Genomic DNA, 26,072 nt, shown 5'->3' with positions numbered 1-26,072 from the left:
AGAACACCCACGTCTCTAGCAAAGCCTTCTAAGCCCCCTGGGTGTGCCATAACGTCCTTTCGGATGCCCTCGAATACCAGTTGCACCCCATACGTTAGAAGGGAACTGGTACTTTCTTCTATTTCTGAGAACACATTAATCTGACGCATTTTTCTGACCCACTCTGACCGATGGCCATGTATTGCTAAAAAAATTTTATGTGCTACTCTCCTCAAGAACGGACGCTGTATCTCCGGGGGCCTCAATGAGACGACCGTCTAAGAACTGTAGAATTTTCTGTCGGCACCAGGTAGCAACGCCCATTTGCTCGGCCCTGGCTGCCTCTTTTATGCACCTGTAGTCCTTGGAATAAAACTCGATATTGATTGGCTTTTTGTTGACCATCTGAGCCTCCTTAGAATGAAACTGAATAAAGTATACATTTTATGTATGGTTTGTCAAGTAGATTTTAAGAGAAATCCTTATAATTTATTCGAGAATCTCATATCTATTTGCCTTTAGGGTGTTTATGGTATACACTTTTTGCATGGATATAGGGGATAAGATTAAGAAACGACGGAAAGAGCTCGATTTGAGTCAGGACCAATTAGCCAAAAAACTTAGTGAGATGGGCCTTGAGATGGAACAAGTTACCATATCCAGAATAGAGGGTAGTGCAAGGAGGGTCGTTGCGGAAGAGCTTGAATTTTTTAGTGCGGCCCTACAACTTACTACAGAATATTTATCTAATAGTAAAAAAGACTGGCCTCCTTCCAACGGTGACCGCCTTCCAAAAGCTCCTCCAGAGGTCCCTGGCAAGATTCCACTCAGGCAGCCGGAGACAATCGGCGAAGGGGATACCATACCCATTATCAGTTACGTAAGCGCAGGAGAGACAGAGGTAGCCTACGGCGACGCCGGGTATCCTGCTGGGGAAGGTATCGACCGGATGGCACGCCCAGAAGGTGTAACGGACCCGCACGCTTACGGATTGATCGTCAAGGGTAATTCCATGCTACCTACGATGCCAGAAGGAACAGTGGTTGTAGTCTCCACGCGGATAAAACCGAAGGAAGGTCAAGTGGTAATTTGCAGGGAGAAATTGCAAGGCAAGGTTTACATTAAACTTTTAAAACGTCTCGATAATGTGGTGGTCCTTGAATCCACAAATTTACAAGACCATGACCCACTGGTATTTCAGAGAGAAGATATATATTTCATGCACCCGGTTGTGTGCTGGAATACCACAAAAATTAAGGAATAGCCCGTCAGGGCAAAAGGGGGTTTCCGATGAGATTCATTATTGTATTTGTTCTGGTATTAGCATTGCAGAATAGTGTGCGCGCTGAAACGGTGCCAGAGGGCTTTATTCTTGAAAAACAACAAAGGACTGTCGCCCGCCCCACCGTTGCTAGAGTCGTTTCAGATGTATTGTCAGGGCATAAAGTGGTACGTCCCTCTATGATGCCTCCGGATATTGCAGATAGACTTCACCGTTTAGATGAACTTGACCGGAAATACTTTGCTATTCTTGATGTTGGCCACAATCACAAAGAAATAGAGATTATGAAAGAGGCATATGCCGTTGGCCAAATAGATGCGATTCTGGGTTTACTCTTTTCGACAGGCCTTACCGATGAGCGCATACGGTGGACACAATACATAAATATCAATGAACCATCCGAGAGAAACATTGCCAAACATATCTTACCCTCTCGCCTTCGTGCTCTGGCAACAGTGTTGCTCTTAACAAATTACAAAGAACCTAAACCTCTTCCGCCAAGCAATATAGTCCAGCTCGCAATTCCCGAAAGATGATTGTCTTTAAAGCTGAGGGTCTTGTGTGGAGAGGGCTTTAGAAAGGGGGCTACGTGCGTTTTTTCCTAATAGCTTTAATAGTTCCTCTTGTTATCTGCTTTTCATCATGCGGGAAACAGCTCACACCCGAAGAATATTGGGCAAAAGAGGTTAAAGATTTAGAGGCACAAGTTGCTTTTTCTGAGAGTTTGATGCAAGATGCAGCTCTCGAATTAAAAAAGAAGAAGATAACTCTTAATTTAGATATGGCCCAACAAGTTAATTTCTATATATCACTGGGATACAGCCCAAAAAAAGCCAGAGAAGAAGCAACCCAAACAATACGTGAAGAAATAGAAGAAATAACAATGCTGCTTGAATTTTGGAATGAGATGTGGAAAGAAGACAAGAAAAGTCTCCTTCATGCGAAACAGCAACTTGCAAAATACCGAAGAACACTTAGTGAACTGGCAAATACGCCAGCTTCTTCCAAAGAAAAGCCACCATCCCTAGAGTCTTTGTATCCGGATGCCTTTAAGGAAAAAGACGGTACTTCTAAATGAGAGTATCCACGTTATGTCAATTTCTGATTTTCTTTTTAGCCCTTCCCGCCTTAGCCTCCGACTCTTGGCTGGTCTCCAGGGTGATTGACGGCGATACTATTGTGCTCGCAAATGGAGAACGGGTCCGGTACATAGGAATAGATACAGCCGAAACAGAAGAGAGCCTGGGCGATGTAATGAAAGAATACAACCGGCGGCTGGTGGAGGGTAAGAACGTGCGCTTAGAATTTGATAGAGACCGGCACGATAGATACGGACGCCTATTGGCCTACGTCTATGTAGATGATTTGTTTGTTAATGCCCTGCTGGTAAAGCAAGGTCTGGCGCGGGTAATGACGGTCAAGCCCAACGTGCGGTACAAAGAGTATTTTAAACAGCTCGAGCTCGAGGCCAAAAAAGCCCGGCGGGGGATTTGGTCAAAGTAATTTAAACGAGAAAGGAAACTGTTATGACAGAGATAAATCTAGACAACAAAATAAAATTGCATGAGTTGGCTACGGCACAGATAGCACAGGCGTTAAGGACAAAAATTGATCTAGGAGAGGAAACTCAAGAGGAAGAGTACCTAAAATTCTATGAAAAAATATTCAACAAATTGAAAGCCCTTACCGAGGCGGAGTAATGCCGCTCCGTAAAATTGCCCTATCCTGGTACATGGACGACTACATCAACGGTACGAGGGTCCGCAAAAAGCTCTCTAAGAATCGGGATATAGCCAGGCGCATACGTGAGGACATACTCAAGAAGGCCGACCTCTCAAGATTCGGGATCGCGCCGGATAACTATCCACTCTCAGAGCTCAAGGAGAAATTTTTTGAAGAGGTCCGGCCCAGAGTGGATCCCCGAACCTTTCAAACCTACGAAACCCTGGTAAATCAAGCGATGGGGTATATTGGCGGCAATGTACCTTTGCACCAGATACGGCACCGGCTAAACGAATACTTTAACGAACGGCAACAGAACGGCATCTCAGGCCGCACTCTGAACAAAACCCTCGAGCTCCTCAAACGGATGCTGTCCTACGGCGTGGAGACCAATCTCATACCGTTCAATCCACTGGCAGGTGTGGCAAAGGTCAAGGAGAAGAAAAAACCCCGGAGGCCTCTTACACCGGAGGAAATACCCCTGTTGCTTGAGCACTCCGATAAATGGCGCATTGTATGGCTCACGTTTATCCTGACAGGGCTTCGGAAAATGGAATTGGTCAGACTACAGGTCAGAGATATAGATAGGAAAGCGTGCACTCTTGCTGTACGAGCTTCCAAGACCGACGCGGGCGTCAGGGTCATACACCTCCACCGGACGCTCCAGAGGGGGCTCAGGCCGCTCCTGAAGGGTAAGGCGCCGGAGGACTCTGTGTTTACCACGGAGAGGGGCACACCCCTCAAGAATAATCTGTTGAGGGCCTTCCGGGTATGTCTCAAAAATGCCGGGATTCCCGGGGAGGGACTTGACCTACATGCCCTGCGGTATACGTTCTCAAGCCTGTTAGGTAGTGTGGACGTACATGAGAAGAAGCAGCAGACGTTGATGGGGCATCGGTCCTCTGTTATGACGTCAAAGTACACTCACACCTACGACAAGGACCTGAGAGAGGCCGTAGAAAGAATAAGCCTGGACATAGAATAGTCAATGGTAAATCGTAAGTCCTTTAATATCAATACCCGTATATGCCTTGGGAGCAGGAGGTCGGCAGTTCAAATCTGCCCGCCCCGACCAGTAAATTCTTTAAGGGGTAATCAAAGAACAATGACTAATGGCGAACGTATTATCACAATTCCGAGAGCAAATCCAGTCACGGTTTTCAGGAGAATGTGATGGACAGAAGGCTGGTCATGGATTGTGGATTGGTTTTAATAATATGCAGTGTGTTTTTTTTTGGCATACTCCCGTTCATAGCGGGCGAAGAGGCGGGCGAAGCGGGTGAAACAATGCTACTTGGAGTGTTGTTTGCAAGCGACAATGACAATGAGGAGGTGGCTGGGATCTCTCCCGAGGATGCCGCAGAGGGGGTGGCCGAAGGCAGGTTTGACGTCATCCTGGACGTAAGACAGCCTGCGGAATATAAGGAGATGCACATACCGGGCGCCGTGCTCATACCCCTGGGCAGGCTGAAAGACGAGGCCCAAACCAGGTTAAACAGCCCTGACAAACCCGTCCTCACCTACTGCGCCGTCGGTGGGCGCAGCCTGCAGGCAGCCAGGGTTCTGATGGATATGGGCTATACACACGTGTTCAACCTTGAAGGCGGTATAATCGCGTGGAAGGAAAAGGGCTACCCTGTCGTTAAATAACCGGTGTCCCCGCAGAGCTTAATGAATTACGTCATCATTTAATCGTTGTTTGCGTCTCGTTTTGTCAGGCCGGACTGATTATCTCGTCTACTCCTCGGTAAGAAATTCCTGCTTCATTATCCTGTAGAATAAAAAGATAATCAGGACCCAGATCGGAATCATGGCAAACGTCATCCATACAACGCGAGAAATCATAGCCCCTTCCATGCTCAGCGCCTCGGCCTTGTCTATCTCTGCCACAAGCGCCCACCGGACCTCGGGCGATATCTGTATGGGTGTAAAGGCGCTTATCACCTTCACGCCACGGTAGTCTCGGTAGATGCCGTAATCTGTTACCCCTTCATTTATTGCTTTTCGTGAAGGATTTGTGTCAACCTCCAGTTTAAGTATCTCAGAGGCATTAGTGGTAAAGCGCGAGTCGGAACGCATCAGAAAATCCTGGCCGACAAGATAGGTCTCGCCCGATTCCTTAAGACCCGGCCTCTGCTGCATTATGTCGTTTATCTGTGTGCCGTCCATGAATAATATAAGTACGCCCAGCAGGGGGGCGTCTTCGGACTCCTTAATTATCGGCGCGGCGACGAACTGGGCCGGCCCGTTATAGCCGTCGTACCACTCCATATCGGTTACGGTCAGCCCCATCTTGCCTCTGTCAAAGGCCTTCGCCAGTGTAGTGTCACGGTATTTTTCATCCTTGAGGAGGTTTGCTCCAATCTCTGGGTTTTTTTTCGCGCTGGCCACGACGTTGCCGTCAACGTCCACGATGAGGACATCGTAGTATTGGTACGCGTCAGCAAAACCGCTCAGTATCCTGTGGTATCGCTCGTCCACCTCTTTATACCTCTGCCCTTTAAGACCGGCCGTTTCGCCGCCCGCCATGCCTCCCCTTCGGTACGCGTCTACGTATGAGGTTATCGCCCACTTGAAAAGTATGTTCGTACACAGCTGGTACGCGTCACCCCTTCTTTCGAAGAAGTAGTTTTCCAGTTCACGCTTCTTTATGTCCCTTACGGATATAAGGTGGTCAATCGCCTCCTGTCGTATGTAACTCCTCGCAACCGCACAGTTCACAGAGGTGGTTATTATGTAGGGTATAAGGTTGCCGAAGAAGCAGATTATGATGAGGTAGATGAGCAGGGAGGTCGATTTTGCCCTCTTATTCTCATGAGGACTGCCGTCGGCTGCAGGCTTTGCCGGCTCCTGTGGTCTCCTCCTCGGCGGTATCGAAGATGGGGGTCTTTGTGCCATTTCATCTCTGTTATTGTGCCTGATAAAATGCTAATATTAGCGCAGTAGAGTTTATAAGTCAATTAACGTTTTACCCTTACCGCATTTATTTGCTTATCAATAAGAAGAAGTATTTGTGAAAAGAAGAGGACGTGGCCAGATGCCCAAAAAGATGACTCCCCGGTTCAAGGTGTGGATAGAGAAAGAAGGGGGAGTTGTGTTCGCGGAGGGCCGGAAAATCCTGCTGGAAGCGGTTGATGAGCTGGGTTCGCTGAACGCGGCCGCCAAGAAACTGGGCATGTCATACCGCGCGGCATGGGGAAAGATAAAGGCCACGGAAAAGCGATTGGGTGTAACGCTGCTCAAGACCAGCATCGGCGGAAGGAGAGGGGGTGGCGCAAGGCTCACAAAGGACGCCAGGAAACTCCTCAACCGTTACAACAGGTACAAGGCGCGCGTCAAGGCCAGCGTGGAAAGAGAATACAAGGCTGTATTCAAGGACTGAAAGAACTTGACAGACGGGAAGCTCCGGCTTATTATGTCTATAATGATATAACGCCTTTGTGTCGCCTGAATGGGAGTCCGGTGACTTGAAAATGCGGGAACGATGGCCACTTATTCTTCTTTTGCTGTTTCTTGTCATTTCTTTCCCGGTAGTCGTGTACGCGGGGGAGGAATCTTCTGACGAGATACTGGTGTTTGTCGCGGCGAGCCTGACGGACGCCATGAAAGAGATTAAGGACAGGTTTGAGGAAGAGAAGGGCGGCGGCAGTAAGGTCTTTTTGAGTTTCGGGGGTTCGGGTACCCTTTACCGCCAGATACTAAAAGGTGCCCCGGCGGACATATTCATATCCGCCAGCGCCACTCAGGCGGACGCCCTTGAGCTTGAGGGCTTTGTACTGCTTGACACAAGAAAGGACCTCCTGACCAACACCCTGGTTGTCATTGTATCCAGAGGCGGTGGAGTGAAGATTGAGCAACCCGGAGACCTGGTGCGAAGAGAGGTCGGGAAGATAGCCATCGGCGAGCCGGGCTCTGTACCGGCGGGGGCCTACGCAAAGGAGGCCCTGGAAAATCTGGGACTCTGGGAAGACCTGCATCCGAAGATAGTACCCGCCTTGGACGTGAGGACCGTGCTTGCATACGTAGAACGCCAGGCGGCCGGAGCCGGCATCGTCTACAAAACCGATGCCTTGATAAGTGATGAAGTAGAAGTGGCATATGAATTCCCGGAAGACAGCCACACAAGGATAATCTACCCCGCGGTCATATTGAAAGACACGGGGGCAGGGGCCATGGCAGGGGAGTTCATGGATTTTATCTCCTCCGCAGAGGCAATAGAGACCTTTGAATCATACGGCTTCAAGGCAGCAGAAGGGAGCTAGACCGTGTTATCACAAGAAGAGCTATCCGCCATATATATCTCCATGAAGGTCGCAGTGTGCAGCACGCTTCTTATCCTTCCCCCCGGTATATTTATAAGCTGGGTGTTGGCCAAATCCCGTATCAGGGGCAAGTCCGTTATTGATACCCTTGTCAGTCTGCCTCTGGCACTCGCGCCCGTGGTGAGCGGGTTTTTCCTGCTTATCCTGATAAGCAGGACGGGACTTGTCGGGCGGACCCTTTACGGGGAGTTCGGCATAGAGCTGCCCTTTACATGGTATGCGGCGGTGCTGGCCAGTGCGCTTATAGCCTTTCCGCTGCTGGTAAGGGTTGTACGGGTTGCCATGGAAGAGGTTGACCCCAGGCTGGAGAACGCCGCCCGGACACTTGGCGCAGGCCCCTGGAGGGTGTTCTATACGGTCACACTGCCGCTCGCAATAAGGGGCGTGATAGCCGGCTCAATCCTCGCGTTTACGCGTAGTCTGGGGGAGTTCGGGGCCACCATCATGGTAGCGGGGAATATCCCCGGAAAGACACAAACCATCCCGCTGGCCGTGTTCAATTACGTCCAGACGGGTCACGACGAAAAGGGTATAAGACTGGTATTAATCGCCACCGTACTCGCGTTTTTCGCCCTGTTTCTTGCCCAAAACATCTCCAAGCGCACCACCCACTGAGGCCTTTCCTTAATATATATGTAACACAGCGTCATAATGAAACTATCATAAATGAAACTCAAAGTAGATATAAGAAGACAGGTTGGCACGTTCCACCTGGACGTTGCGTTTACCATAGAGAAAAAAACCCTGACCGCCATCTTTGGGCCCTCGGGGAGCGGCAAGACTACAATACTTAACTGTGTCACCGGGGTAATAGAACCCTCAGACGGAGAGATATCAATTGACGGCAAACTGCTGTACTCCAGCGCGAACCATATAAACCTACCCCCCGAGCGTCGCGGCATGGGTTACGTGTTCCAGGAGGGGCTGCTTTTCCCCCATCTTACGGTGGAAAAGAATATCTACTACGGCTTTCGCCAGGAGGATGAGACAGGGCACCGTATAGTGCCGCAGGCGGTCATAGACGTCCTTGATATAAAAGACCTTCTTGGTAAAAAACCAGGCCAGTTATCGGGCGGAGAGCAGCAGAGGGCGGCCGTCGCCAGAGCGCTCCTTTCAAACCCTCAGCTCCTTATATTCGACGAGCCGGTGTCTGCCCTGGACTGGGGTCTGAAGAGCCGGTTCCTGGGCTATCTTAAACGGGTGAAGGAAGAGTTTCGTGTCCCAATACTCTATGTTACCCACGCCCTCGCTGAGATCATGAACCTTGCCGATGAGGTGATAGTGGTAAAGAACGGCAGGGTACTGGCCACCGGCGGCGCAACAAGCCTCTTTCACTACCCGGACGTATTTCCCATAATAGAATCCGAGGGGCTTGAGAACGTACTCACCCTCAAGGTGCTTTCACATAACACCGGGCGCGGTGTGACGGAGCTTGAGCTGGGAAGGCAAAAACTTGTGGTGCCTATGGGCGGGCCTGAGCCCGGCTCCAATGTCTCGGCGATAGTGCGTGCCCAGGACATAATCGTAAGCCGTGAGAGGCCGGTGGGCCTGAGCGCGCGCAATATTCTGAAGGGAGTAGTGGAAGACATATCCGTGGCGGGTAACAAGGCCGTTTTGTACGTGAATCTGGGAGAGCGCGTCATTGTCGAGATAACCCTTGAGTCACTTAAAGAACTTGGGATAAGCAAGGGACAGACGTATTTTTTTATAATCAAATCCAACGCCATAAAGGTCTGTTAGCGACCGGGCATGTCTGCACAAGTCCTGCAACATCCGGAGGCTTGTAGTAGTCCGTTGGTTTCTTTTGTCGTTGCGAGGGGCTTAGCCCCGAAGTTGCGCCAGAGAACGGCGTTTGTCCGGGTGTGCCTCAATGCGCTATAATTACTGCCTCAAGACCATCACAAAGTCCGGGTCGCTCAGGAAGGGCTGGAAGTCCGGGTTGCTGCCCGCCCAGTCCTTTATCTGAGGGTTTAATTCCACCGCGCGCCTCAGGGATTCGAGTGCGCCGCGCTTGTCCTTGAGTTCGGCCTGGGCGGATGCCATGTTATACCAGGCGACGGCAAAGTCTGGGTTTATACTCAGGGATTTTTTGTAGGCGTCAACGGCCTCCGCGGGCCTCCCTGCCTGGTCAAGCGTCATACCCATGTTGTGCCATGCGGAGAAGAAACCGGGGTCAATCTCAAGGGCCTTCTTGAATGCCTGCAGGGCGTCGTCATAACGTTCCAGGTCGCTGAGTATAAGACCCTGGTAGTCCCAGCTCCGGGCCGACGGGGTCTCTTTAGTCTCCAGTGCGGTGGCCCTCTGGACGGCCATCAACGCATCGGCCGGGCGGCTCATGGCCTCGCCGAGTATTAGTGCCTTGTTGTACCAGGCCTCGCTGGAGGCGGGGTTTATCTGGACGGCCCTGTCGAACGCCTTGAGTGCGTCCTGGTATCTTGTAAGGCGCATGTAGACGGTAGCGGTATTGTACCATACCTCATACGCGTCCGGCCTGAGTTTAGCGGCCTGATTAAAGGCGCCGAGGGACTCTTTAAACCTGTTGAGTCTTATCAGGGCGTTTGCCTTGCCGAGCCAGGCCTCATATATGTTTGATGACATGGCGGCGGCCTTATTGAAGGACTTCAGGGCCTCCTCGTGCCTGTCGAGGTGTGTCAGGGCGCTGCCCTGGCTGACCCAGGCCTCTGGCGTGTCCGGTTTAAGTCCGGCGGCCTTTTGGTAGGCCGTTCCGGCCTCCTTCTGTCTGCCCATGTGCGTCAGTACGTCACCCATACTGGTCCATGCCTTCAGGTAATCCGGCCTTATCTCTACGGCCTTTGAAAAGGCCTTACAGGCATCTTCATACCTTTTCAGTTCGACGGACAGGAAACCTTTATTATACCAGGTCTCATATGAGGTCGGCAGCAGTTCGAGTGCCCTGTCGTATGCCTTCAGTGCCTCTTCGTACCGGCCCAGCCTTACCAGCGCCAGGCCCTTGTTGGTAAGCGGGCCGTAGTCCTTCGGGTTCAGTTCGGAGGCCTTTGCGAACGTCTTGACGGCCTCTTCGTACCGGCCCATGCGGAAGAGCGCCATGCCTATGTTTTGCCAGGTGAAGTATGAATCGGGCTTGATCCAGATGGCCCTTTCAAGCGTGTCTATGGCCTCTTGATTTCTCCCCATATCGCCTAACAGGAGACCCTTGTCCGTGTAGGCCGCATGGTGTTTCGGGTCGACCTCAATGGCCTTATCGTAGACATTCAGCGCCTCTTCGTATCTCCGCAGCCTGGTGAGGGCGTTGCCCTTGTTGAGGTACGCCTGATACGAGCGGGGTTTAATCTCTATCGCCCTGTCATAGCACTCGATGGCCCTTTCCACCTGTTTTTCGTGGTCTTCCTGAACCCGCACCAGTGCCAGGCCTGCGTTGATCCAGGCCTCGTAATAGTTGGGGTTAATGCCTGTGGCCCTGCCGTATGCCTCTGCGGCCTCTTTATACCGCCTCATTTGATCGAGCAACTGGGCCTTATGGGCCCAGACCTTGCAGTCCTCGGGTTTAATCTCCAGTGCCTTGTCAAAGGCCTTAAGCGCGTCGTCATACCTGCCTTGCTTTATAGATTGAACGGCTTGCGACAACAGGTGTACAAAATCTTCCTCCTCCACGGCCACAGCCGCCTGTGGTGAGAGGGGGACGAGCATGATAAGAAAAAAGGAAAATATAAGTATGCAGGCACGATTACTTCTGGACATGTCCTTCCCTCCCCTATTATTTAAGACTGCCGCGGTCGAGCTTGAAGTAGTTGTGCGTGGCCCCGGGACGCGCTATTAACCTGCCTGTGAAACCTACCATCCCGCCGCCCGACGTCTTGGAGACCTTATCGGTCTCGTCGGCGTCCAGGAGTATCTCCACCCCTGTGCCCAGCCTGTCTCTTATAACTACCGTCGGACCCGTTGACGGATCGATGGAACTCGAAACAATTTCTCCTTCGCCGTGAATATAACGGTCTTTGTAGTGACTCCACATTGTTTTTTTCTCAGAGTCGGACAACGTAGAGTCCTGTCCCAGGAGTCTGCCAAGGTGGGAGAGGCTTAGGGCAATAAACCGCCCTGGCCCCTTTTTTGCCATCATTGTCTCTTTCTCCGGGACGGCGGTAGTCGCTATGGGTTCTCCATATAGTTTATTGAACTGTATCTGATATTTTGCTACGAGCCGGGAGTCGTTGGTGAAGATGGCGTTTTCGAAGTTAAATTTGTCTGAATATTCCGTCAGGTTGTAAGAACCGGTTAATACGGCGTTAGAGTCGAAGATTATGAAGCTGTGGTGCATTCTACCGCCGAACCGGGCCTTTAAGTATTTTATGTCCTCCTTCCCGTCCAGTCCCTCATCCTCCAGAGAAGCGATCAACGATGAGCCAGCCCCGGACTCCTTTTCGTCTGCCAGGAACCGTATGCGTACGCCCCGGTCTTTGGCCTCGATGAGGGCCTCGGCGATATCGACGGACGTGAACTGAAAGGAAGCGATGTCCAGGGAGGTTTTGGCTTCATTTATGCCGGCGACAAGGCGCTGTTGAGCGCTATCTGCCGGTGAGAAGAATACTTCCGTAGAGGCAAGGGCGACGGGGCAAAACGCGATTATGACCGGGATTACGATAAACCGCATCAAATACTCCATTTAAATCATGTTACAGAAGACAATTATAGAGCATTCCCGCCCCGTTGGCAAAACGAATTTTTCTCTCTTGCAAATAAGGCCGGGATTTCTATAATAAGGCGTTCTAAGTGCTAGCGTAGCTCAACGGTAGAGCAGCTGATTTGTAATCAGCAGGTTGTGGGTTCAACTCCCTCCGCTAGCTCCATTTTGTATACACTGAGAGCGAGAATATTTCGTTTCATGCCTCGGTTTGCGGGTCTTTAAAGACCCGCACTGTCTGCGTAAGTACATTGGTATCATCATGTTACGATGTAATTTGCATTAGGGGAGATTCCCGAGTGGCCAAAGGGGACAGACTGTAAATCTGTTGGCGTAGCCTTCGGAGGTTCAAATCCTCCTCTCCCCACCATATGCGGGCGTAGCTCAATGGTAGAGCCCTAGCCTTCCAAGCTAGCCATGTGGGTTCGATTCCCATCGCCCGCTATACCGCAAAAAATTTTGGAATAACTATATACATTTGTCAAAGTAAATGATAAAATTACATGTTTTCAACATGCTGCTGTGGCTCAGGGGTAGAGCACGTCCTTGGTAAGGACGAGGTCATGGGTTCAAATCCCATCAGCAGCTCCACTACTTTCCTGCAATATGCTGGAGGTTTTAGACGAAGGAGAGTGTAAGCTATGGCAAAAGAGGTATTTAAAAGAACAAAGCCCCATATTAATATTGGCACCATAGGTCACGTGGACCATGGTAAGACTACGCTGACATCAGTAATAACTCATATCCTTTCCAAGTCCGGCCTGGCTAAGGAGAGAGCTTTCGACTCTATTGACAAGGCGCCCGAGGAAAAGGAAAGAGGCATTACAATTGCTATAGCTCACGTTGAATATGAGACGGAAAAGAGGCACTACGCCCATGTCGACTGTCCCGGCCATGCTGACTACGTAAAGAATATGATAACGGGTGCGGCCCAGATGGACGGTGCCATACTGGTGTTGAGCGCCCCCGACGGCCCTATGCCGCAGACGCGCGAGCATATACTATTGGCCAGACAGGTTGGGGTGCCGGCTATGGTTGTGTTCATGAACAAGCTTGATGCCCTGGAAGACAAGGAGCTGCAGGACCTGGTCGAAATGGAGGTGAGGGAACTCCTCAACGAGTACAAGTTTCCCGGGGATGACATTCCGGTCATAAGGGGTTCGGCGCTGCAGGCGGGCGAATGTGGTTGTGCCAAGAAAGAGTGTGAAAAGTGCGGACCTATATGTAAACTTATGGATGCGGTGGACAGCTACATCCCGGAGCCGGTAAGGGACATAGACAAGCCTTTCATTATGTCCATAGAAGACGTCTTTAGTATAAAGGGCCGTGGTACGGTGGGCACCGGAAGGATAGACCGCGGCGTGGTTAAGGTGGGCGAAGATGTGGAGATAGTGGGTCTCTCCCCTGAGGTTAAAAAGACGGTGGTTACGGGGGTAGAGATGTTCAACAAGACGCTGGAGGAAGGCCAGGCGGGTGACAACGTGGGTATACTCCTGAGGGGCGTCGATAAGGGAGACCTCGAGAGAGGGCAGGTGTTGGCCAAACCCGGCTCCATAACCCCCCATACCAAGTTTGAAGGTGAAGTGTACATCCTCAGTAAAGAAGAAGGCGGCCGTCACACACCGTTCTTCAAGGGCTACAGGCCGCAGTTTTACTTCAGGACCACCGACGTTACAGGCGTGGCCACCCTGCCGGAAGGCACGGACATGGTGATGCCGGGGGATAATGTGCGGCTGACGATAGAGCTCATTACCCCGATCGCGATGGAAGAGAACCTCAGGTTTGCAATCCGAGAGGGCGGTAAGACTGTGGGCGCCGGTGTGGTTACGAAGGTCTTAGAGTAAGGCTCCCGCCATGCGCGACAGTATAACGCTTGTTTGTTTGGAGTGTTCCAACAGGAACTACCGCACCACTAAAAAGGCCAGATCGACCGACCGGCTGGAGATTAAGAAGTTTTGCCGGTTTTGCCGCAGGCACACGGCACATAAAGAACAGAAGAAGTAGAATTATTTCTTGTTAATAGGTCCGTAGCTCTAACTGGCAGAGCACCGGACTCCAAATCCGGGTGTTGGGGGTTCGAATCCCTCCGGACCTGCCATTTTGCGGGTAAGACTTCAGATGGATATATATAAGAAAAACCAGGGGCTCCATGCCAGGCTTTTTTTGGCCGTCGGGATGGGCGCGTTCGCGTTTTTTGCCGCGCATGCCGTTTATGGAACGTTTATAGAGTCCCCTGAGCTGTATCCGGGGGCGGTGGTGCCACTTGTAGGCATAAAGCTGACCTGGGGTCTCGTGTCCGCTGCCGCGCTCTTTCTCTTGTGTGTCGCCGTTATTGGAGTACACACTACCGGGCTTGAGACCGGGCTTAACAGGCTTGACACAAGCAGCAAGAAGACGGTGGAGTTCCTTATAGATACCCAGGGGGAGCTCCAGAAGGTTTCGTGGCCTACCAAAGATGAACTTGTTGGTTCTACCGGGGTAGTGATAATACTGCTCGTTATCCTGGGGGTGTACATCTTTAGTGTGGACTGGGTAATAACAAGAATAATGAAGTTGGTGGGTTTTCTATAAGGAGGTTGCCTTTCAGGCGGTAGCTTTGCCTCAAGGTTGCCGCTGCACTGAAGCCCCTCGGTTTCCGCCCCTTCCATACAGTCTTTCGCAACGGGGTTTTTACTGGGTATAAGAGGGCTTTTTTTGAAGGTGTCTATAACAATGCCAAAAAAGTGGTTTGTGTTAAGGGTTCAAAGTAACAGGGAAGAGAAGGTGAAAAATACGCTGGAAGAATCTGCAAGGATAAGGGCAATAGAAGATAAAGTAGCGAAGGTGCTAGTGCCCACCGAGAAGGTCTCCGAGATTAAAGGTGGGAAGAAGAGGGTTCGCGAGAGAAAGATATACCCTGGATACATTATGGCTGAGATAGAGGTGGATGAAGATGGTAATATTCCCTCCGACGTGTGGTTCCTTATAAGGGAGACCCCCGGGACCGGGGACTTTATCGGAGGAGACAAGAAGCCTGTGCCCATGGCCAATTACGAGGTGGAAAAGATGCTTTCCGACCTGGAAAGCAAGGAGGAACAACCTAAGGCCAGCATAAAATTCAAAGAGGGCGACAGGGTAAGAATAAAGGAAGGGCCCTTTGAGAACTTTGACGGTACGGTGGAAGAAATCTTTGAGACCAGTGGCAGGGTAAGAATAATCTTAACCATCTTCGGTAGGTCAACCCCTGTAGAGCTGGAGTACTGGCAGGTAGAACAGGTCTGACATGGCGAAAGTGATTATCGCAAAGATAAAGTTACAGATACCCGGCGGACAGGCCACCCCCGCGCCGCCCGTAGGGCCGGCCCTCGGACAGCACGGCGTTAACATCGGTCTTTTTGTCTCACAATACAACGAAAAGACCAAGGCCGCTCAAGGGGTTATAACTCCCGTCGAAATTACCGTCTATAAAGACAAGAGCTTTGACTTCATACTGAAGTCTCCGCCGGCTTCGGTGCTGCTAAAACAGGCAGCTCAGATAGCCAAGGGTTCAGGCGTCCCCAACAGAGAAAAGGCCGGCCGCGTTACCAGGGAACAGGTGGCGGCGGTGGCGAAGGCGAAGTTTAAGGACCTTAATACCCGGGACCTGGAGCAGGCGTCGAAGATTATAGAGGGCACTGCAAGGAGCATGGGCCTGGAGGTCGTGGACTAAGAAAATGGCCGGGAAGAGCAAAAGATACGCCGAGAGCAAGAAGTCGTACGATGACAAGAAGAGATACTCGATCAGGGAAGGCATTGACGTGTTGAAAGGGCTTCCAGGGGCCAAGTTCGATGAGAGCGTAGATGTCGTGATAAAATTAGGTATAGACCCGAAGCGTTCGGAACAGATGGTCAGGGGGTCGATCTCCCTGCCGAAGGGGATAGGCAAAGTGCTCAAAGTAGTGGTGTTTGCCAAGGGAGAGAAGGCGGAAGAGGCAAAAAAAGCCGGTGCCGTGGAGGCCGGGGCGGAGGAATTAATAAAGAAGGTGGAGGGAGGCTGGATGGATTTTGACGTGGCGATAGCGACCCCGGATATGATGCGCCAGATAGGCAAGCTCGGAAGGGTATTGGGACCCCAGGGAAAAATGCCGTCACCGAAGTCCGGGACGGTTACCGACAAGATAAATGAGACCGTAGAGGAATTCAAGGCTGGAAAGATAGAATACAGGAATGACGCGGGCGGCAACATCCACGCCCTGGTCGGGAAGGTCTCGTTCAGTACTGAAGACCTTACGGAGAATATAGAGTCGTTTATAAATCACATCATTGCGTCTAAACCGCCCTCCGCCAAGGGTGCTTTTCTCCAGAAGACGACGATATCCTCGACGATGGGCCCCGGCATTAGCCTGGCGGTGTAGGAACAAGACTATGGCAAGCACGATAAACGCGCTGATTACGAAGGAACTGAACGCAAGATACAAAGACGTGCAGGATTGCATGATCTTGAACTACCAGGGCATAAATGCCATGGAGGCCGACGATCTACGCAGGGACTTGGGCGCAAAGAATATACGTTTTGAGGTGGTGAAAAATTCGCTTGTCAAATTGGCCCTTAAGGAAGTGGGCAACGGAGGGCTGGCTGAACTGCTTAAGGGTCCTACGGCCATAATTGCCGGGGGTGATGACCCGGTGGTGCTGGCGAAGACGCTTGTGGGCTGGAGCAAGAAGGTCCCGTCCCTGAGCATAAAAGGCGGCCTGGTTGAGGGGCGTCTTATTTCCAGGCCTGAGGTGGAGCAGCTTTCCAGGCTTCCGTCCAGGGACGTGCTCTATGCGCAGATGGTGACGCTCATCAGCTCGCCAATGACGAGATTTGCTATGGCGGTATCAGCGCCGGTGCAGAAACTGCGTAACGTGCTTGACGCCGTAAGAGAGAAGAAGGAAAAGGACAACACTGATTCAGAGATGGGAGGTTAAAGAACAATGTCTGCCGAGGAGGTAAAAACAGAGGGTTCCGTCGCTACGGAGGAGAGTCAGGTTACCTACCCTAAGAAGATAAACGACATATTGGAGATGGTGGGTGGGCTTACGCTGACAGAGGCCTCTGATCTGGTAAAGGCCTTTGAGGAGAAGTTTGACGTCAAGGCCATGGCCGCTGCGCCGGTTGCGGTGGCTGGCGGTGCCGGTGGCGCTGAAGCTGCTGCCGCGGAGGAGAAGACGTCTTTTGATGTAATTCTAAAGGCCGTGGGACCGAACAAGATCCAGGTCATAAAAGTGGTCAGGGCACACACCACACTGGGCCTGAAAGAGGCAAAGGGTCTGGTGGATGAGGCGCCCAAGCCCGTCAGGGAAGATGTTTCCAAAGAAGATGCTGATAAGATAAAGAAAGAGCTCGAAGAAGCCGGAGCCAGCGTCGAAGTAAAATAGTGCCCGATATTGAGGCACGAAACGTTTTGAAGGAAGGTCATAATGGAAGTACGTGATTATGGAAAAACCAAAAACCTGGTAGAGATTCCCAACCTCACCAGTATCCAGACAGATGCGTATGGCGGGTTCTTGCAGGCCGACGTCCCCGCCTCGAGGAGGAAGAGCAAGGGGCTTGAGGCCATACTCAAGGAGATTTTCCCCATCAAAAGCTATGACGACCTGGTGTCGCTAGAGTATGTCAAGTATGAACTGAGCAAGGCCAGGTATAGCCCTGAAGAGTGCCGGCAGCTCCGTCTTACGTATGGAAGACCCCTCAGGCTGCGGCTCCGCCTAACGTTTAAGGAAAGGGGAGAGTGCGTCGAGGAGGATGTTTATGTGGGCGAGATGCCGATTATGATAGGGGGCGGAGAATTCATCATAAACGGCACCGAGAGGGTTATAGTAACACAACTTCATCGTTCACCCGGCGTAGATTTCTTAGAGGAGGTACAGACCGAAAAGAGGCGGCATTCCTGCAGGATAATCCCTGAAAGAGGAAGCTGGGTAGAGATAGAGGTTGGCAAGAAAGACGTGCTTAACGTGCGCATAGACCAGAGCGGACGGTTCCCCGCGACGTGTTTCCTGAGGGCGATGGGAGAAGAATTCTCAAGAAACGAAGACATAATCCGGCTCTTTTATGAAACAGAGACGGTAAGGCTTACAAACCCCGCCAAGCTGAAGCAGAATTATTCCGCCCAGACGGTATTCGACCCAAAGACCGGCGAAGTAGTGCTGAAGGCGGGTGTTCTAATCACTGAAGGCATTATCGACGATCTGGCTAAACTCGGACAAAAAGAGTTGGAAATAGTAAAGACAGCCGAAGACCTTCTGGTGCTCAGTTCGCTGCAGGACGATAAGACCGGTTCACACGAAGAGGCGTTGTTGAAGCTGTATGTCAGGTTCAGACCGGGCAACCCTCCGCATTTGGACAAGGCGAAGCAGCTCTTTTACGAAAAATTTTTCGACCCGAAAAGATACAGGCTCGGCTCGGTGGGCCGGTTCCGGTTGAACCGGAAATTCAATCAGGACATCGGCGCAAACGAGATGACCCTCCAGAAGGACGATATAGTAAATTCCATTAAGTATATAATAAAGCTGCGTAAGGGCGGGGGTGCCGTCGTGGATGACATTGACCACCTCGGGAATCGCCGTTTGCGGACCATTGACGAACTGGTGGGCGAGGAGCTTCGCAGGGGCTTTCTCAAACTGCGCAGAACGGTTCAGGAAAGGATGAGCGGTAAAGAGCTCGACCAGCTCACCCCCAGGGTATTAATCAACTCCAAGACCATTATGTCTACGATAGACTATTTCTTCAGCCGTGGCGAACTCTCTCAGGTCCTGGACCAGACCAACCCGCTTGCCCAGCTTACTCATGAGAGGCGCCTGAGTGCCCTGGGGCCGGGGGGACTCAACCGTAAGAGGGCCGGCTTTGAGGTCAGGGACGTACACATCTCCCACTACGGCAGGATATGCCCCATCGAGACCCCGGAAGGCACCAATATTGGTCTTATTGCGTCACTAAGCATATATGCGACCGTTGACCCTTACGGGTTCCTGGTCACACCATATCAGAAGGTCAGAAACGGCAAACCGACCGGGAACGTAGAGTATCTCAGGGCCGACGAGGAAGAGGGCAAATACCTGGTACCGATGGATGCCATGGCTGCCTCAAATGGGAAACGCGGTCAACTGACCGACGAGGTGCTCACCAGATATAACGGGGATTTCTATATGACGGAATCCTCGAAGATCAATTATATAGACGTTTCTCCCAAGCAGTTAGTAGGCGTGTCGGCCAGTCTGATTCCGTTTCTTGAACACAGCGACGCAAACCGCGCACTCATGGGTTCAAACATGCAGCGCCAGGCCGTCCCGCTGCTGAAGACTGCGCCGCCCATAGTGGCTACAGGGATGGAAAAGGTCGTGGCACAGAACTCCAGCATGGTTATATGTGCCAGGAAGTCCGGCGTCGTTACGGCAGTTGACGCCGAACATATAGTTATTGACGACCATGACGAATATCATCTCAGGAAGTTTGTGGGGTCTAACGAAGGTACCTGTCTCAACCAGAGGCCCATTGTCAGAGAAGGCCAATCGGTAAAGAAGGGGCAGGTGATAGCGGACGGTGCGGCTACCAGCGGCGGCGAATTGAGCCTTGGGTGCGACGTGCTGGTGGCCTTTCTGGTCTGGGACGGTTACAACTTTGAAGACGCTATAGTCGTAAGCGAAAAGCTTCTGAAGGATGACATGTTTACCTCCATCCACAGGGAAGACTTCGAGGCTGAGGTCCGGGAAACAAAGTTGGGCCGGGAGGAGTTTACGAGAGACATACCAAGTGTCTCCGAAAAGGCCCTTAAGAACCTGGATGAGCATGGAGTGGTGCTGGGAGGAACGAAGGTCGGACCCGGTGACATCCTGGTGGGTAAGATAGCCCCGAAGAGCCGTGGTGAACTGTCCCCTGAGGAGAAACTCCTTTACGCGATCTTTGGACGTGCGGGTGAAGACGTGAGAAACGAGTCGCTGGAGGTGCCTTCCGGCATAGAAGGTACGGTTTTGGGTACTCAGGGATTCTCTCGAAGGGCTTATCTCTCGGAACAGGAGAGAAAAAAGATTAACCAGCAGATTAGCGACACGGAGCAAAAATATGGCAGAGAGATATCCAGGGAATTTATTGCCATGGTACAGGCTATCCAGAAGGAGACAAGGAAACCCCTGGTAGACACCCAGACGTTACAGGAATTCGTCGTGCGTGTCGGCATGCCTTCGAAGCGCGTCTTAGAGCTTGAGGAGGCCTTCAACGTCGAGAACATAAAGTTTTCCAGCAAGGAGGCAAGGAGCGCCGCGATTGCCACCTCGAAACCCTCTATCGATAAGATAGAGTCCCTCAAGGACGAGCGAGACAGAAAGATAAACCAGCTGAAGAGGGGTGACGAGCTTCCAAGCGGGGTATTAGAGGTAGCCAAGGTCTCATTGGCCACAAGGAGACGGCTGTCCGTTGGAGACAAGATGGCGGGAAGACACGGCAACAAGGGCGTAATCGCCAAGGTGTTGCCGGAAGAGGACATGCCGTTCCTTGAAGACGGCACCCCGGTGCAGGTACTGCTAAATCCTCTTGGTGTGCCTTCCAGGATGAACGTTGGGCAGATATTGGAGACCCATTTGGGCTGGGCCGCAAAGCATTTGGGTTTTCAGGCCGTTACACCCGTATTTGAGGGCGCCAAGGAATCCGAGATAAAGGCCACGTTGAAAGAGGCAGGGCTGCAGGAAGACGGAAAGGTCACCATGTACGACGGCCGTACGGGTGAGCCCTTCGAACAGAAAGTAACGGTTGGATACATGTACATGATGAAACTTCACCATCTGGTAGACGATAAGGTCCACGCACGCGCCACGGGGCCATACTCCCTGATAACACAGCAGCCCCTGGGAGGAAAGGCCCGCTTTGGAGGTCAGAGGTTTGGCGAGATGGAGGTTTGGGCCCTGGAGGCCTATGGCGCGGCCTACAATCTGCAGGAGCTTCTTACCGTTAAGAGTGACGATGTGGAGGGCAGAACCAAGATATACGAGTCTATGGTAAAAGGTGAAAACTGCCTGGAGGCCGGTACTCCGGCCTCGTTTGATGTACTTTCGAAGGAGGTACAGGGCCTCTGCCTTAACCTGCACCTGGAAAAGAAGGGTTTATAAGATATTAGAATAAGAGGTGTATTGTGGAAGCATTATTTGAGAAGATAAACGAATACGATGCTGTGAGCATATTTCTTGCGTCTCCTGAAGACATAAGGAGTTGGTCCTATGGAGAGGTAAAGAAACCGGAGACAGTCAACTACCGCACGTACAGACCCGAAAAGGACGGGCTCTTTTGTGAACGCATCTTCGGTCCGGAGCGCAACTGGGAATGTTTCTGCGGCAAATACAAGGGTATAAAACACAAGGGTATCGTGTGCGACCGCTGCGGCGTTAAGATAACGCACTCCCGGGAGAGAAGAAAGAGGATGGGCCATATTGGCCTGGCCGCGCCCGTAATCCACATATGGTTCTTCAAGGCGATGCCTTCAAGGCTGGGCACCCTGCTGGGAATGAAGACTACCAGTCTGGAGAGGGTCGTTTACTTTCAAGACTATGTCGTGATTGACCCGGGCAACACCCCGCTTAACGAGTGCCAGCTTCTCAGTGAAGACGAGTACAGAGACTGTCAGGAAAAATACGACGAGCACGGTTTTAAGGCCAAGATGGGAGCCGAGGCCATCAAGGAGCTGCTCCAAAAATTAGACCTGAACAAGCTCTCCAAGACGCTTCGTGAGGAACTGGGCAAGACAGCCTCCCAGCAGCGCCAGAGGGAGATAGTAAGACGGCTTGAACTGGTTGAAGCCGTCAGGGATTCAGGCAACCAGCCGGAATGGATGGTACTGACGGTTATTCCCGTAATACCCCCTGACCTGAGACCCCTGGTACTATTGGAGAGCGGTAATTTTGCCACGTCAGACCTCAACGACCTCTATCGCAGGGTTATAAACCGCAACAACCGTCTGAAAAAACTGCTCGACCTGAACGCGCCGGAGGTAATAATCCGCAATGAAAAAAGAATGTTGCAACAGGCAGTGGACGCCCTGTTCGACAACGAGAGGTCAAAGCGCCCTGTCCTGGGCAGCAATAACAGGCCACTTAAATCTTTGACCGACATGATTAAAGGTAAACAGGGCCGTTTCAGGGAGAACCTCCTGGGCAAACGGGTGGATTACTCTGCCCGTTCCGTAATAGTGGTTGGCCCTGAGTTGAAACTGCATCAGGTCGGACTTCCCAAGAAGATAGCCCTCGAGCTGTTCCAGCCATTCATAATACGACGCCTGAAGGAGATAGGCCAGGCCGACACGATAAAGAGCGCCAAAAGGATACTGGGCAAGAGAGAAGAAATTGTATGGGACATCCTGGAAGAAGTAGTATATCACCACCCCGTACTCCTGAACCGGGCACCAACGCTTCACAGGATAGGCATCCAGGCCTTCGAGCCGGTGTTGATAGAGGGCAACGCCATAAAGCTACATCCCCTGGTCTGTAAGGGTTTCAATGCCGACTTTGACGGTGACCAGATGGCGGTCCACTTGCCCCTGTCCTACGAGGCACAGATAGAGGCCATAACGCTGATGCTGTCCACCAATAACATATTCTCTCCGGCCTCCGGGGAACCTATCATAAGCCCTTCACAGGATATAGTCCTTGGTTGCTACTACATTACCCATCTGCCCGCGGCAGATGGACGCAAAAAGGACGGACGGCCCAGAGTATTTTCATGCATGGACGAAGTGTTGCTGGCTTACAGCGAGAAAAAGGTCAAAGTGCATACTCAAATGCAGTTGCGTCTGCCCAGAGAAAGGAAGATAGTTGGTTTAAACGGCCCCGAGGAACCCAAGAACGGGTTGGTTGAGACCACGGTAGGAAGGGTAGTCTTCAACAGTATATTGAACGAGTCACTTCCCTTTTATAATTTCAGCCTCAACCAGAGGGGCCTGAACAGGATTATACGAGACTGCTACGGGCAGCTCGGCAGGGAGGAAACAATTGAACTCCTGGATGCGATCAAAACCCTCGGGTTTAAAGAGTGCACGAAGGCGGGGTTGTCTCTTAGTGCATCCGATTTGAAAATGCCCCATAAGAAAAAGGAGATACTGGCCAAGACGGAGGCCGAAGTAGAGAAAATCCAAGGCTTTTATCGCAAGGGTTCCATCACAGAAGGCGAACGGTACAACCAAGTTGTAGATTGCTGGACCGATGCAAGCAACACAGTCGCCGAGGAAATGTTGAAAGAGCTCGAGAACGACGTTCGTGACGGCAAGCAATACATTAACCCCGTGTTCCTGATGACGGCATCAGGTGCGAGAGGGAGCACCCAGCAGATACGCCAGCTGGCCGGCATGAGAGGCCTTATGGCTAAACCCTCCGGCCGTATAATCGAGACACCCATAAAGTCCAACTTCAGGGAGGGTCTTGGAGTACTTGAGTACTTCAGTTCCACGCACGGCGCAAGGAAGGGTCTCGCTGATACCGCCCTGAAGACGGCGGATAGCGGCTATCTTACCAGAAAGCTGGCCGACGTCGCGCAAAACGTTGTCATAACCGGTGAGGACTGCGGGACCCTTGGCGGCATCACCAAGAGCGCAATTTACCGCGGCGAGAAGGTAGAGATCCCCCTAAGCAGGATAATAACGGGAAGGGTCGCGCGGAGCAACATAGTCGATCTTGTCAAGGACGAGGTGATTGTAAAGGAAAACGAATTAATAGACGAAGACAAGGCGAAACGAATAGAGGCCCTGGGTTATGAGAAGATCCGCGTGCGTTCATCGCTTGCGTGCGAGATGTCTCTGGGTATATGCGCCAGGTGTTATGGAATGGACCTCTCGAGGGGCGAGATGGTGGAGCCGGGCACGGCTGTGGGAATAATTGCCGCCCAGTCTATCGGGGAGCCGGGCACCCAGCTTACCATGAGGACGTTTCACATAGGTGGGACGGCGGCCCGCTCTGTCGGTGAATCGGAGGTCGTCGCCAAGCGGACAGGTCGTGTACAATTCGGTCAGAACCTGAAGGTTGTAAAAAATCCACAGGGTCAGTTGGCCTCTCTGGTGGCCAACGGGGAGTTGTTGCTTGTAGACGATAAGGACAGGCAGATAGATAAGTATATTATCCCGTTGGGCGCGGTGATCACGGTAGAAGAAAAGAAAAAGGTCTCTGCCCAGCAGGTTCTTGCCAGGTGGGACCCCCACATGACGCCCATCCTGGCCGAATTTACGGGAAAGATTCGCTTCGAGGATCTCGTCGAGGACAAGACCGTACGCACAGAGATAGAGACCGCAACGGGCGTCGAGAGAAAGGTCATCATAGAGCACAAGGGAGACCTCCACCCGCAGATTATAATTGAAGACGAAAGCGGGAAAATCCTCAGTGCCTATCCTATCCCGGAGAAGGCGTACATTGAGGTGGAGGAAGGCGATTCAGTTGCTACAGGAGACCTGCTGGCCAAGACACCGAGGGAGATTACCCGCACGGAAGACATCACGGGAGGCCTGCCCCGTGTCACCGAGATATTCGAGGCCAGAAAACCGAAAGACCCGGCCGTTATCAGTGAGATTGACGGGGTAGTGGAACTGGGAGAAAAAAGGCGCGGCAAGAGAACCATCATCGTAAAGGATGAGGTCTCAGGGCATCAGAGAGAACACCTGGTACCCAGGGGCAAGCACCTCAAGGTCCACCGGGGTGACCGTGTTAAGGCCGGAGACCCCCTTGTAGAAGGAGCATTGGTGCTGCAGGACACCCTGCGTGTCAGCGGTGAAGAGGAACTTCAGGAGTATATGTTAAGGGAGGTTCAGAACGTCTATCGGTCACAGAACGTACCGATAGATGACAAGCATATAGAGATAATTATAGCCCAGATGCTCCGCAAGATAACCGTAGACGACCCCGGCGACACCGACCTGCTCCCCGGGATGGTAATAGAAAAACACAGGTTTAGAGAAGAAAACAAGCGCGTTAAAGAGGCCAAAGGCAAACCCGTTACGGCCAAACCAATGCTTATGGGCATAACCAAGGCCTCGTTACAGTCCGACAGCTTTATATCAGCAGCCAGCTTCCAGGAAACCACCAAGGTCTTGACGCTTGCCGCCCTTAAAGGACAGAGAGACCCGTTGGTGGGCTTGAAAGAGAATGTCGTCCTTGGACATCTGGTTCCTGCAGGTACAGGGTTTAAGGGACTTACCGCTATTGAGGTTAGGCCGGTAGAATCTGAGGAGACAAAGGGATTGGAAGACATAATAGGTAGTTAAAGAGGATAAGCCGATATGACACCTACGATAAACCAGCTTGTACGGAAGGGAAGAAAAAAGGTAGGCAAAAAAAGCAAGAGTCCTGACCTTGAGGGTTGTCCGCATAAAAAGGGCGTCTGCCTGCAGGTCATGACACGCACACCCAAGAAGCCTAACTCCGCCCTCAGGAAGGTAACCAGGGTGAGGCTCTCTAATGGGAAAGAGGTCACCGCCTATATCCCTGGAGAAGGCCACAATCTACAGGAACACTCCATCGTCCTGATTAGAGGCGGCAGGGTTAGAGACCTGCCGGGGGTAAAGTATCACGTAGTCAGGGGTACTCAGGACACTGGCGGCGTGACGGGGAGAAAACGTGGACGTTCAAAATACGGCGCAAAGAGTCCTAAGTAGGGAGGCAATCTATGGGGCTTGAGTATAAAAGCACAGAGGTATTTCTAAAACCGGACGTAAGATATAACAGCAAGCTGGCGGCCAAGTTCATAAACTGCCTGATGCGAAAGGGCAAGAAGAGTACGGCCGAAGGGGTGTTTTATGACGCCATGGACTACATAGCAAAAAAGGTTCAGGACAAACAACCGATAGAAGTCCTTGAGGCGGCCATAAACAATGTGAAGCCCATGGTAGAGGTGCGTTCCAGACGCATAGGCGGGGCGACATATCAGGTGCCCATAGAGGTCCCCAGAAAGAGGCAGACTTCTTTGAGTATCAGGTGGATCCTTCAGGCCGCGAAGGCCAAAAAGGGCCGCCCCATGCACAGAAGGCTGGCCGATGAACTGTTGGACGGATATAGAAAACAGGGTGCCGCATATACGAAGAAGGAAAATACACACAAGATGGCCGATGCAAACAAGGCGTTTGCCCATTTCACGTGGTAGAAA

27 protein-coding genes and 5 tRNA genes are annotated in these 26,072 nt (G+C 51.8%); 28 read left to right on the top strand and 4 right to left on the bottom strand.

What is annotated here, in order from left to right; translation table 11 throughout:
* Positions 1 to 195 precede the first annotated feature (195 nt).
* Positions 196 to 384, bottom strand: a complete 189-nt coding sequence (locus NOU37_07075) for a hypothetical protein (protein MCQ4574992.1) — start codon at positions 382 to 384, stop codon at positions 196 to 198.
* A gap of 142 nt (positions 385 to 526) precedes the next feature.
* On the opposite strand from NOU37_07075, the gene NOU37_07070 reads away from it, so the two are divergent.
* The 7 genes from NOU37_07070 (at position 527) to NOU37_07040 (ending at position 4,633) form a co-directional block, all read left to right on the top strand.
* Positions 527 to 1,243, top strand: coding sequence for an XRE family transcriptional regulator (locus tag NOU37_07070; protein MCQ4574991.1), 717 nt, complete (start codon positions 527 to 529; stop codon positions 1,241 to 1,243).
* Between the two features lie 26 nt (positions 1,244 to 1,269).
* Positions 1,270 to 1,797, top strand: a complete 528-nt coding sequence (locus tag NOU37_07065) for a hypothetical protein (GenBank protein MCQ4574990.1) — start codon at positions 1,270 to 1,272, stop codon at positions 1,795 to 1,797.
* A gap of 53 nt (positions 1,798 to 1,850) precedes the next feature.
* The gene (locus NOU37_07060; GenBank protein MCQ4574989.1) at positions 1,851 to 2,339 is read left to right on the top strand and encodes a hypothetical protein; all 489 of its coding nucleotides are present in this window, start codon (positions 1,851 to 1,853) and stop codon (positions 2,337 to 2,339) included.
* A complete protein-coding gene (locus NOU37_07055; GenBank protein MCQ4574988.1) occupies positions 2,336 to 2,764 on the top strand; it encodes a thermonuclease family protein in 429 nt (142 codons plus the stop codon). Before NOU37_07060 ends, NOU37_07055 begins: the two co-directional genes overlap by 4 nt.
* A gap of 23 nt (positions 2,765 to 2,787) precedes the next feature.
* Positions 2,788 to 2,961 carry a hypothetical protein gene (locus NOU37_07050; GenBank protein ID MCQ4574987.1) on the top strand — a complete coding sequence of 58 codons (174 nt, stop codon included), beginning with the start codon at positions 2,788 to 2,790 and terminating at the stop codon, positions 2,959 to 2,961.
* Positions 2,961 to 3,968, top strand: a complete 1,008-nt coding sequence (locus tag NOU37_07045; GenBank protein MCQ4574986.1) for a tyrosine-type recombinase/integrase — start codon at positions 2,961 to 2,963, stop codon at positions 3,966 to 3,968. The genes NOU37_07050 and NOU37_07045 overlap by 1 nt, the downstream gene beginning before the upstream one ends.
* 188 nt (positions 3,969 to 4,156) lie before the next feature.
* On the top strand, positions 4,157 to 4,633 hold the full coding sequence (locus NOU37_07040) for a rhodanese-like domain-containing protein (protein MCQ4574985.1): 477 nt from the start codon (positions 4,157 to 4,159) through the stop codon (positions 4,631 to 4,633).
* Between the two features lie 87 nt (positions 4,634 to 4,720).
* Here the strand turns inward: NOU37_07040 and NOU37_07035 are convergent, their stop codons facing one another.
* Positions 4,721 to 5,881 (bottom strand): cache domain-containing protein, encoded by a 1,161-nt coding sequence (locus tag NOU37_07035; protein MCQ4574984.1) that lies wholly within the window; start codon positions 5,879 to 5,881, stop codon positions 4,721 to 4,723.
* A gap of 139 nt (positions 5,882 to 6,020) precedes the next feature.
* On the opposite strand from NOU37_07035, the gene NOU37_07030 reads away from it, so the two are divergent.
* The 4 genes from NOU37_07030 to modC all read left to right on the top strand — a co-directional run bounded on the left by NOU37_07030 (position 6,021) and on the right by modC (position 9,045).
* On the top strand, positions 6,021 to 6,365 hold the full coding sequence (locus NOU37_07030) for a LysR family transcriptional regulator (protein ID MCQ4574983.1): 345 nt from the start codon (positions 6,021 to 6,023) through the stop codon (positions 6,363 to 6,365).
* A 91-nt stretch (positions 6,366 to 6,456) separates the two neighbouring features.
* Positions 6,457 to 7,245 (top strand): molybdate ABC transporter substrate-binding protein, encoded by a 789-nt coding sequence (gene modA, locus NOU37_07025; protein MCQ4574982.1) that lies wholly within the window; start codon positions 6,457 to 6,459, stop codon positions 7,243 to 7,245.
* Positions 7,246 to 7,248: 3 nt separating this feature from the next.
* Positions 7,249 to 7,920, top strand: a complete 672-nt coding sequence (gene modB, locus NOU37_07020) for a molybdate ABC transporter permease subunit (protein ID MCQ4574981.1) — start codon at positions 7,249 to 7,251, stop codon at positions 7,918 to 7,920.
* Between the two features lie 51 nt (positions 7,921 to 7,971).
* On the top strand, positions 7,972 to 9,045 hold the full coding sequence (modC, locus tag NOU37_07015) for a molybdenum ABC transporter ATP-binding protein (protein MCQ4574980.1): 1,074 nt from the start codon (positions 7,972 to 7,974) through the stop codon (positions 9,043 to 9,045).
* Positions 9,046 to 9,186: 141 nt separating this feature from the next.
* Here modC and NOU37_07010 read toward each other — a convergent pair whose 3' ends face one another.
* Both NOU37_07010 and NOU37_07005 read right to left on the bottom strand, forming a co-directional pair.
* Entirely contained in the window at positions 9,187 to 11,025 is a 1,839-nt protein-coding gene (locus NOU37_07010; protein MCQ4574979.1) for a tetratricopeptide repeat protein, read from the bottom strand.
* Between the two features lie 16 nt (positions 11,026 to 11,041).
* Positions 11,042 to 11,935, bottom strand: coding sequence for a phospholipase D-like domain-containing protein (locus NOU37_07005; GenBank protein ID MCQ4574978.1), 894 nt, complete (start codon positions 11,933 to 11,935; stop codon positions 11,042 to 11,044).
* A gap of 121 nt (positions 11,936 to 12,056) precedes the next feature.
* Here NOU37_07005 and NOU37_07000 point away from each other — a divergent pair.
* The 17 genes from NOU37_07000 (at position 12,057) to rpsG (ending at position 26,069) form a co-directional block, all read left to right on the top strand.
* Positions 12,057 to 12,131: transfer RNA gene (locus NOU37_07000), tRNA-Thr, on the top strand.
* A gap of 119 nt (positions 12,132 to 12,250) precedes the next feature.
* Positions 12,251 to 12,335, top strand: a tRNA-Tyr gene (locus NOU37_06995).
* Positions 12,336 to 12,338: 3 nt separating this feature from the next.
* A tRNA-Gly gene (locus NOU37_06990) sits at positions 12,339 to 12,409 on the top strand.
* Between the two features lie 72 nt (positions 12,410 to 12,481).
* Positions 12,482 to 12,556 (top strand) — tRNA-Thr (locus NOU37_06985).
* Between the two features lie 50 nt (positions 12,557 to 12,606).
* Positions 12,607 to 13,809, top strand: coding sequence for an elongation factor Tu (gene tuf, locus NOU37_06980; protein MCQ4574977.1), 1,203 nt, complete (start codon positions 12,607 to 12,609; stop codon positions 13,807 to 13,809).
* A gap of 10 nt (positions 13,810 to 13,819) precedes the next feature.
* The gene (gene rpmG, locus NOU37_06975; GenBank protein MCQ4574976.1) at positions 13,820 to 13,969 is read left to right on the top strand and encodes a 50S ribosomal protein L33; all 150 of its coding nucleotides are present in this window, start codon (positions 13,820 to 13,822) and stop codon (positions 13,967 to 13,969) included.
* Positions 13,970 to 13,986: 17 nt separating this feature from the next.
* A tRNA-Trp gene (locus tag NOU37_06970) sits at positions 13,987 to 14,063 on the top strand.
* A gap of 20 nt (positions 14,064 to 14,083) precedes the next feature.
* Entirely contained in the window at positions 14,084 to 14,536 is a 453-nt protein-coding gene (gene secE / locus NOU37_06965) for a preprotein translocase subunit SecE (GenBank protein MCQ4574975.1), read from the top strand.
* Positions 14,537 to 14,677: 141 nt separating this feature from the next.
* Entirely contained in the window at positions 14,678 to 15,226 is a 549-nt protein-coding gene (gene nusG / locus NOU37_06960) for a transcription termination/antitermination protein NusG (GenBank protein ID MCQ4574974.1), read from the top strand.
* Position 15,227: 1 nt separating this feature from the next.
* Positions 15,228 to 15,653: a 50S ribosomal protein L11 gene (rplK, locus tag NOU37_06955; protein MCQ4574973.1), complete on the top strand. Its 426-nt coding sequence runs from the start codon at positions 15,228 to 15,230 to the stop codon at positions 15,651 to 15,653.
* 4 nt (positions 15,654 to 15,657) lie between these two features.
* On the top strand, positions 15,658 to 16,338 hold the full coding sequence (gene rplA / locus NOU37_06950) for a 50S ribosomal protein L1 (GenBank protein MCQ4574972.1): 681 nt from the start codon (positions 15,658 to 15,660) through the stop codon (positions 16,336 to 16,338).
* A 10-nt stretch (positions 16,339 to 16,348) separates the two neighbouring features.
* Complete coding sequence (gene rplJ, locus NOU37_06945; protein MCQ4574971.1) at positions 16,349 to 16,894, top strand: 50S ribosomal protein L10; 546 nt, start codon at positions 16,349 to 16,351, stop codon at positions 16,892 to 16,894.
* A 6-nt stretch (positions 16,895 to 16,900) separates the two neighbouring features.
* A complete protein-coding gene (gene rplL, locus NOU37_06940) occupies positions 16,901 to 17,344 on the top strand; it encodes a 50S ribosomal protein L7/L12 (protein ID MCQ4574970.1) in 444 nt (147 codons plus the stop codon).
* 42 nt (positions 17,345 to 17,386) lie between these two features.
* Positions 17,387 to 21,067, top strand: a complete 3,681-nt coding sequence (gene rpoB, locus NOU37_06935; GenBank protein ID MCQ4574969.1) for a DNA-directed RNA polymerase subunit beta — start codon at positions 17,387 to 17,389, stop codon at positions 21,065 to 21,067.
* A gap of 23 nt (positions 21,068 to 21,090) precedes the next feature.
* Positions 21,091 to 25,194 carry a DNA-directed RNA polymerase subunit beta' gene (gene rpoC, locus NOU37_06930; GenBank protein MCQ4574968.1) on the top strand — a complete coding sequence of 1,368 codons (4,104 nt, stop codon included), beginning with the start codon at positions 21,091 to 21,093 and terminating at the stop codon, positions 25,192 to 25,194.
* A gap of 15 nt (positions 25,195 to 25,209) precedes the next feature.
* Complete coding sequence (gene rpsL, locus NOU37_06925; GenBank protein ID MCQ4574967.1) at positions 25,210 to 25,584, top strand: 30S ribosomal protein S12; 375 nt, start codon at positions 25,210 to 25,212, stop codon at positions 25,582 to 25,584.
* Between the two features lie 11 nt (positions 25,585 to 25,595).
* Entirely contained in the window at positions 25,596 to 26,069 is a 474-nt protein-coding gene (gene rpsG, locus NOU37_06920) for a 30S ribosomal protein S7 (protein ID MCQ4574966.1), read from the top strand.
* Positions 26,070 to 26,072: the final 3 nt, after the last annotated feature.

Origin of the sequence: Candidatus Bathyanammoxibius amoris (assembly GCA_024451685.1) — a bacterium.
Lineage (GTDB): Bacteria > Planctomycetota > Brocadiia > Brocadiales > Bathyanammoxibiaceae > Bathyanammoxibius > Bathyanammoxibius amoris.
The sequence above is the reverse complement of the archived record's forward strand: the minus strand, read 5'-3'. Positions and strand labels throughout refer to the sequence as shown.

Excerpts from the sequence above, each read along its gene's own strand:
- NOU37_07075 (MCQ4574992.1), bottom strand. The coding sequence starts at position 384 with ATGGTCAACAAAAAGCCAATCAATATCGAGTTTTATTCCAAGGACTAC.
- NOU37_07070 (MCQ4574991.1), top strand. The coding sequence starts at position 527 with ATGGATATAGGGGATAAGATTAAGAAACGACGGAAAGAGCTCGATTTG.
- NOU37_07065 (MCQ4574990.1), top strand. The coding sequence starts at position 1,270 with ATGAGATTCATTATTGTATTTGTTCTGGTATTAGCATTGCAGAATAGT.
- NOU37_07055 (MCQ4574988.1), top strand. The coding sequence starts at position 2,336 with ATGAGAGTATCCACGTTATGTCAATTTCTGATTTTCTTTTTAGCCCTT.
- NOU37_07050 (MCQ4574987.1), top strand. The coding sequence starts at position 2,788 with ATGACAGAGATAAATCTAGACAACAAAATAAAATTGCATGAGTTGGCT.
- NOU37_07045 (MCQ4574986.1), top strand. The coding sequence starts at position 2,961 with ATGCCGCTCCGTAAAATTGCCCTATCCTGGTACATGGACGACTACATC.
- NOU37_07040 (MCQ4574985.1), top strand. The coding sequence starts at position 4,157 with ATGGACAGAAGGCTGGTCATGGATTGTGGATTGGTTTTAATAATATGC.
- NOU37_07035 (MCQ4574984.1), bottom strand. The coding sequence starts at position 5,881 with ATGGCACAAAGACCCCCATCTTCGATACCGCCGAGGAGGAGACCACAG.
- NOU37_07030 (MCQ4574983.1), top strand. The coding sequence starts at position 6,021 with ATGCCCAAAAAGATGACTCCCCGGTTCAAGGTGTGGATAGAGAAAGAA.
- modA (MCQ4574982.1), top strand. The coding sequence starts at position 6,457 with ATGCGGGAACGATGGCCACTTATTCTTCTTTTGCTGTTTCTTGTCATT.
- modC (MCQ4574980.1), top strand. The coding sequence starts at position 7,972 with ATGAAACTCAAAGTAGATATAAGAAGACAGGTTGGCACGTTCCACCTG.
- NOU37_07010 (MCQ4574979.1), bottom strand. The coding sequence starts at position 11,025 with ATGTCCAGAAGTAATCGTGCCTGCATACTTATATTTTCCTTTTTTCTT.
- NOU37_07005 (MCQ4574978.1), bottom strand. The coding sequence starts at position 11,935 with ATGCGGTTTATCGTAATCCCGGTCATAATCGCGTTTTGCCCCGTCGCC.
- tuf (MCQ4574977.1), top strand. The coding sequence starts at position 12,607 with ATGGCAAAAGAGGTATTTAAAAGAACAAAGCCCCATATTAATATTGGC.
- rpmG (MCQ4574976.1), top strand. The coding sequence starts at position 13,820 with ATGCGCGACAGTATAACGCTTGTTTGTTTGGAGTGTTCCAACAGGAAC.
- secE (MCQ4574975.1), top strand. The coding sequence starts at position 14,084 with ATGGATATATATAAGAAAAACCAGGGGCTCCATGCCAGGCTTTTTTTG.
- nusG (MCQ4574974.1), top strand. The coding sequence starts at position 14,678 with ATGCCAAAAAAGTGGTTTGTGTTAAGGGTTCAAAGTAACAGGGAAGAG.
- rplK (MCQ4574973.1), top strand. The coding sequence starts at position 15,228 with ATGGCGAAAGTGATTATCGCAAAGATAAAGTTACAGATACCCGGCGGA.
- rplA (MCQ4574972.1), top strand. The coding sequence starts at position 15,658 with ATGGCCGGGAAGAGCAAAAGATACGCCGAGAGCAAGAAGTCGTACGAT.
- rplJ (MCQ4574971.1), top strand. The coding sequence starts at position 16,349 with ATGGCAAGCACGATAAACGCGCTGATTACGAAGGAACTGAACGCAAGA.
- rplL (MCQ4574970.1), top strand. The coding sequence starts at position 16,901 with ATGTCTGCCGAGGAGGTAAAAACAGAGGGTTCCGTCGCTACGGAGGAG.
- rpoB (MCQ4574969.1), top strand. The coding sequence starts at position 17,387 with ATGGAAGTACGTGATTATGGAAAAACCAAAAACCTGGTAGAGATTCCC.
- rpsL (MCQ4574967.1), top strand. The coding sequence starts at position 25,210 with ATGACACCTACGATAAACCAGCTTGTACGGAAGGGAAGAAAAAAGGTA.
- rpsG (MCQ4574966.1), top strand. The coding sequence starts at position 25,596 with ATGGGGCTTGAGTATAAAAGCACAGAGGTATTTCTAAAACCGGACGTA.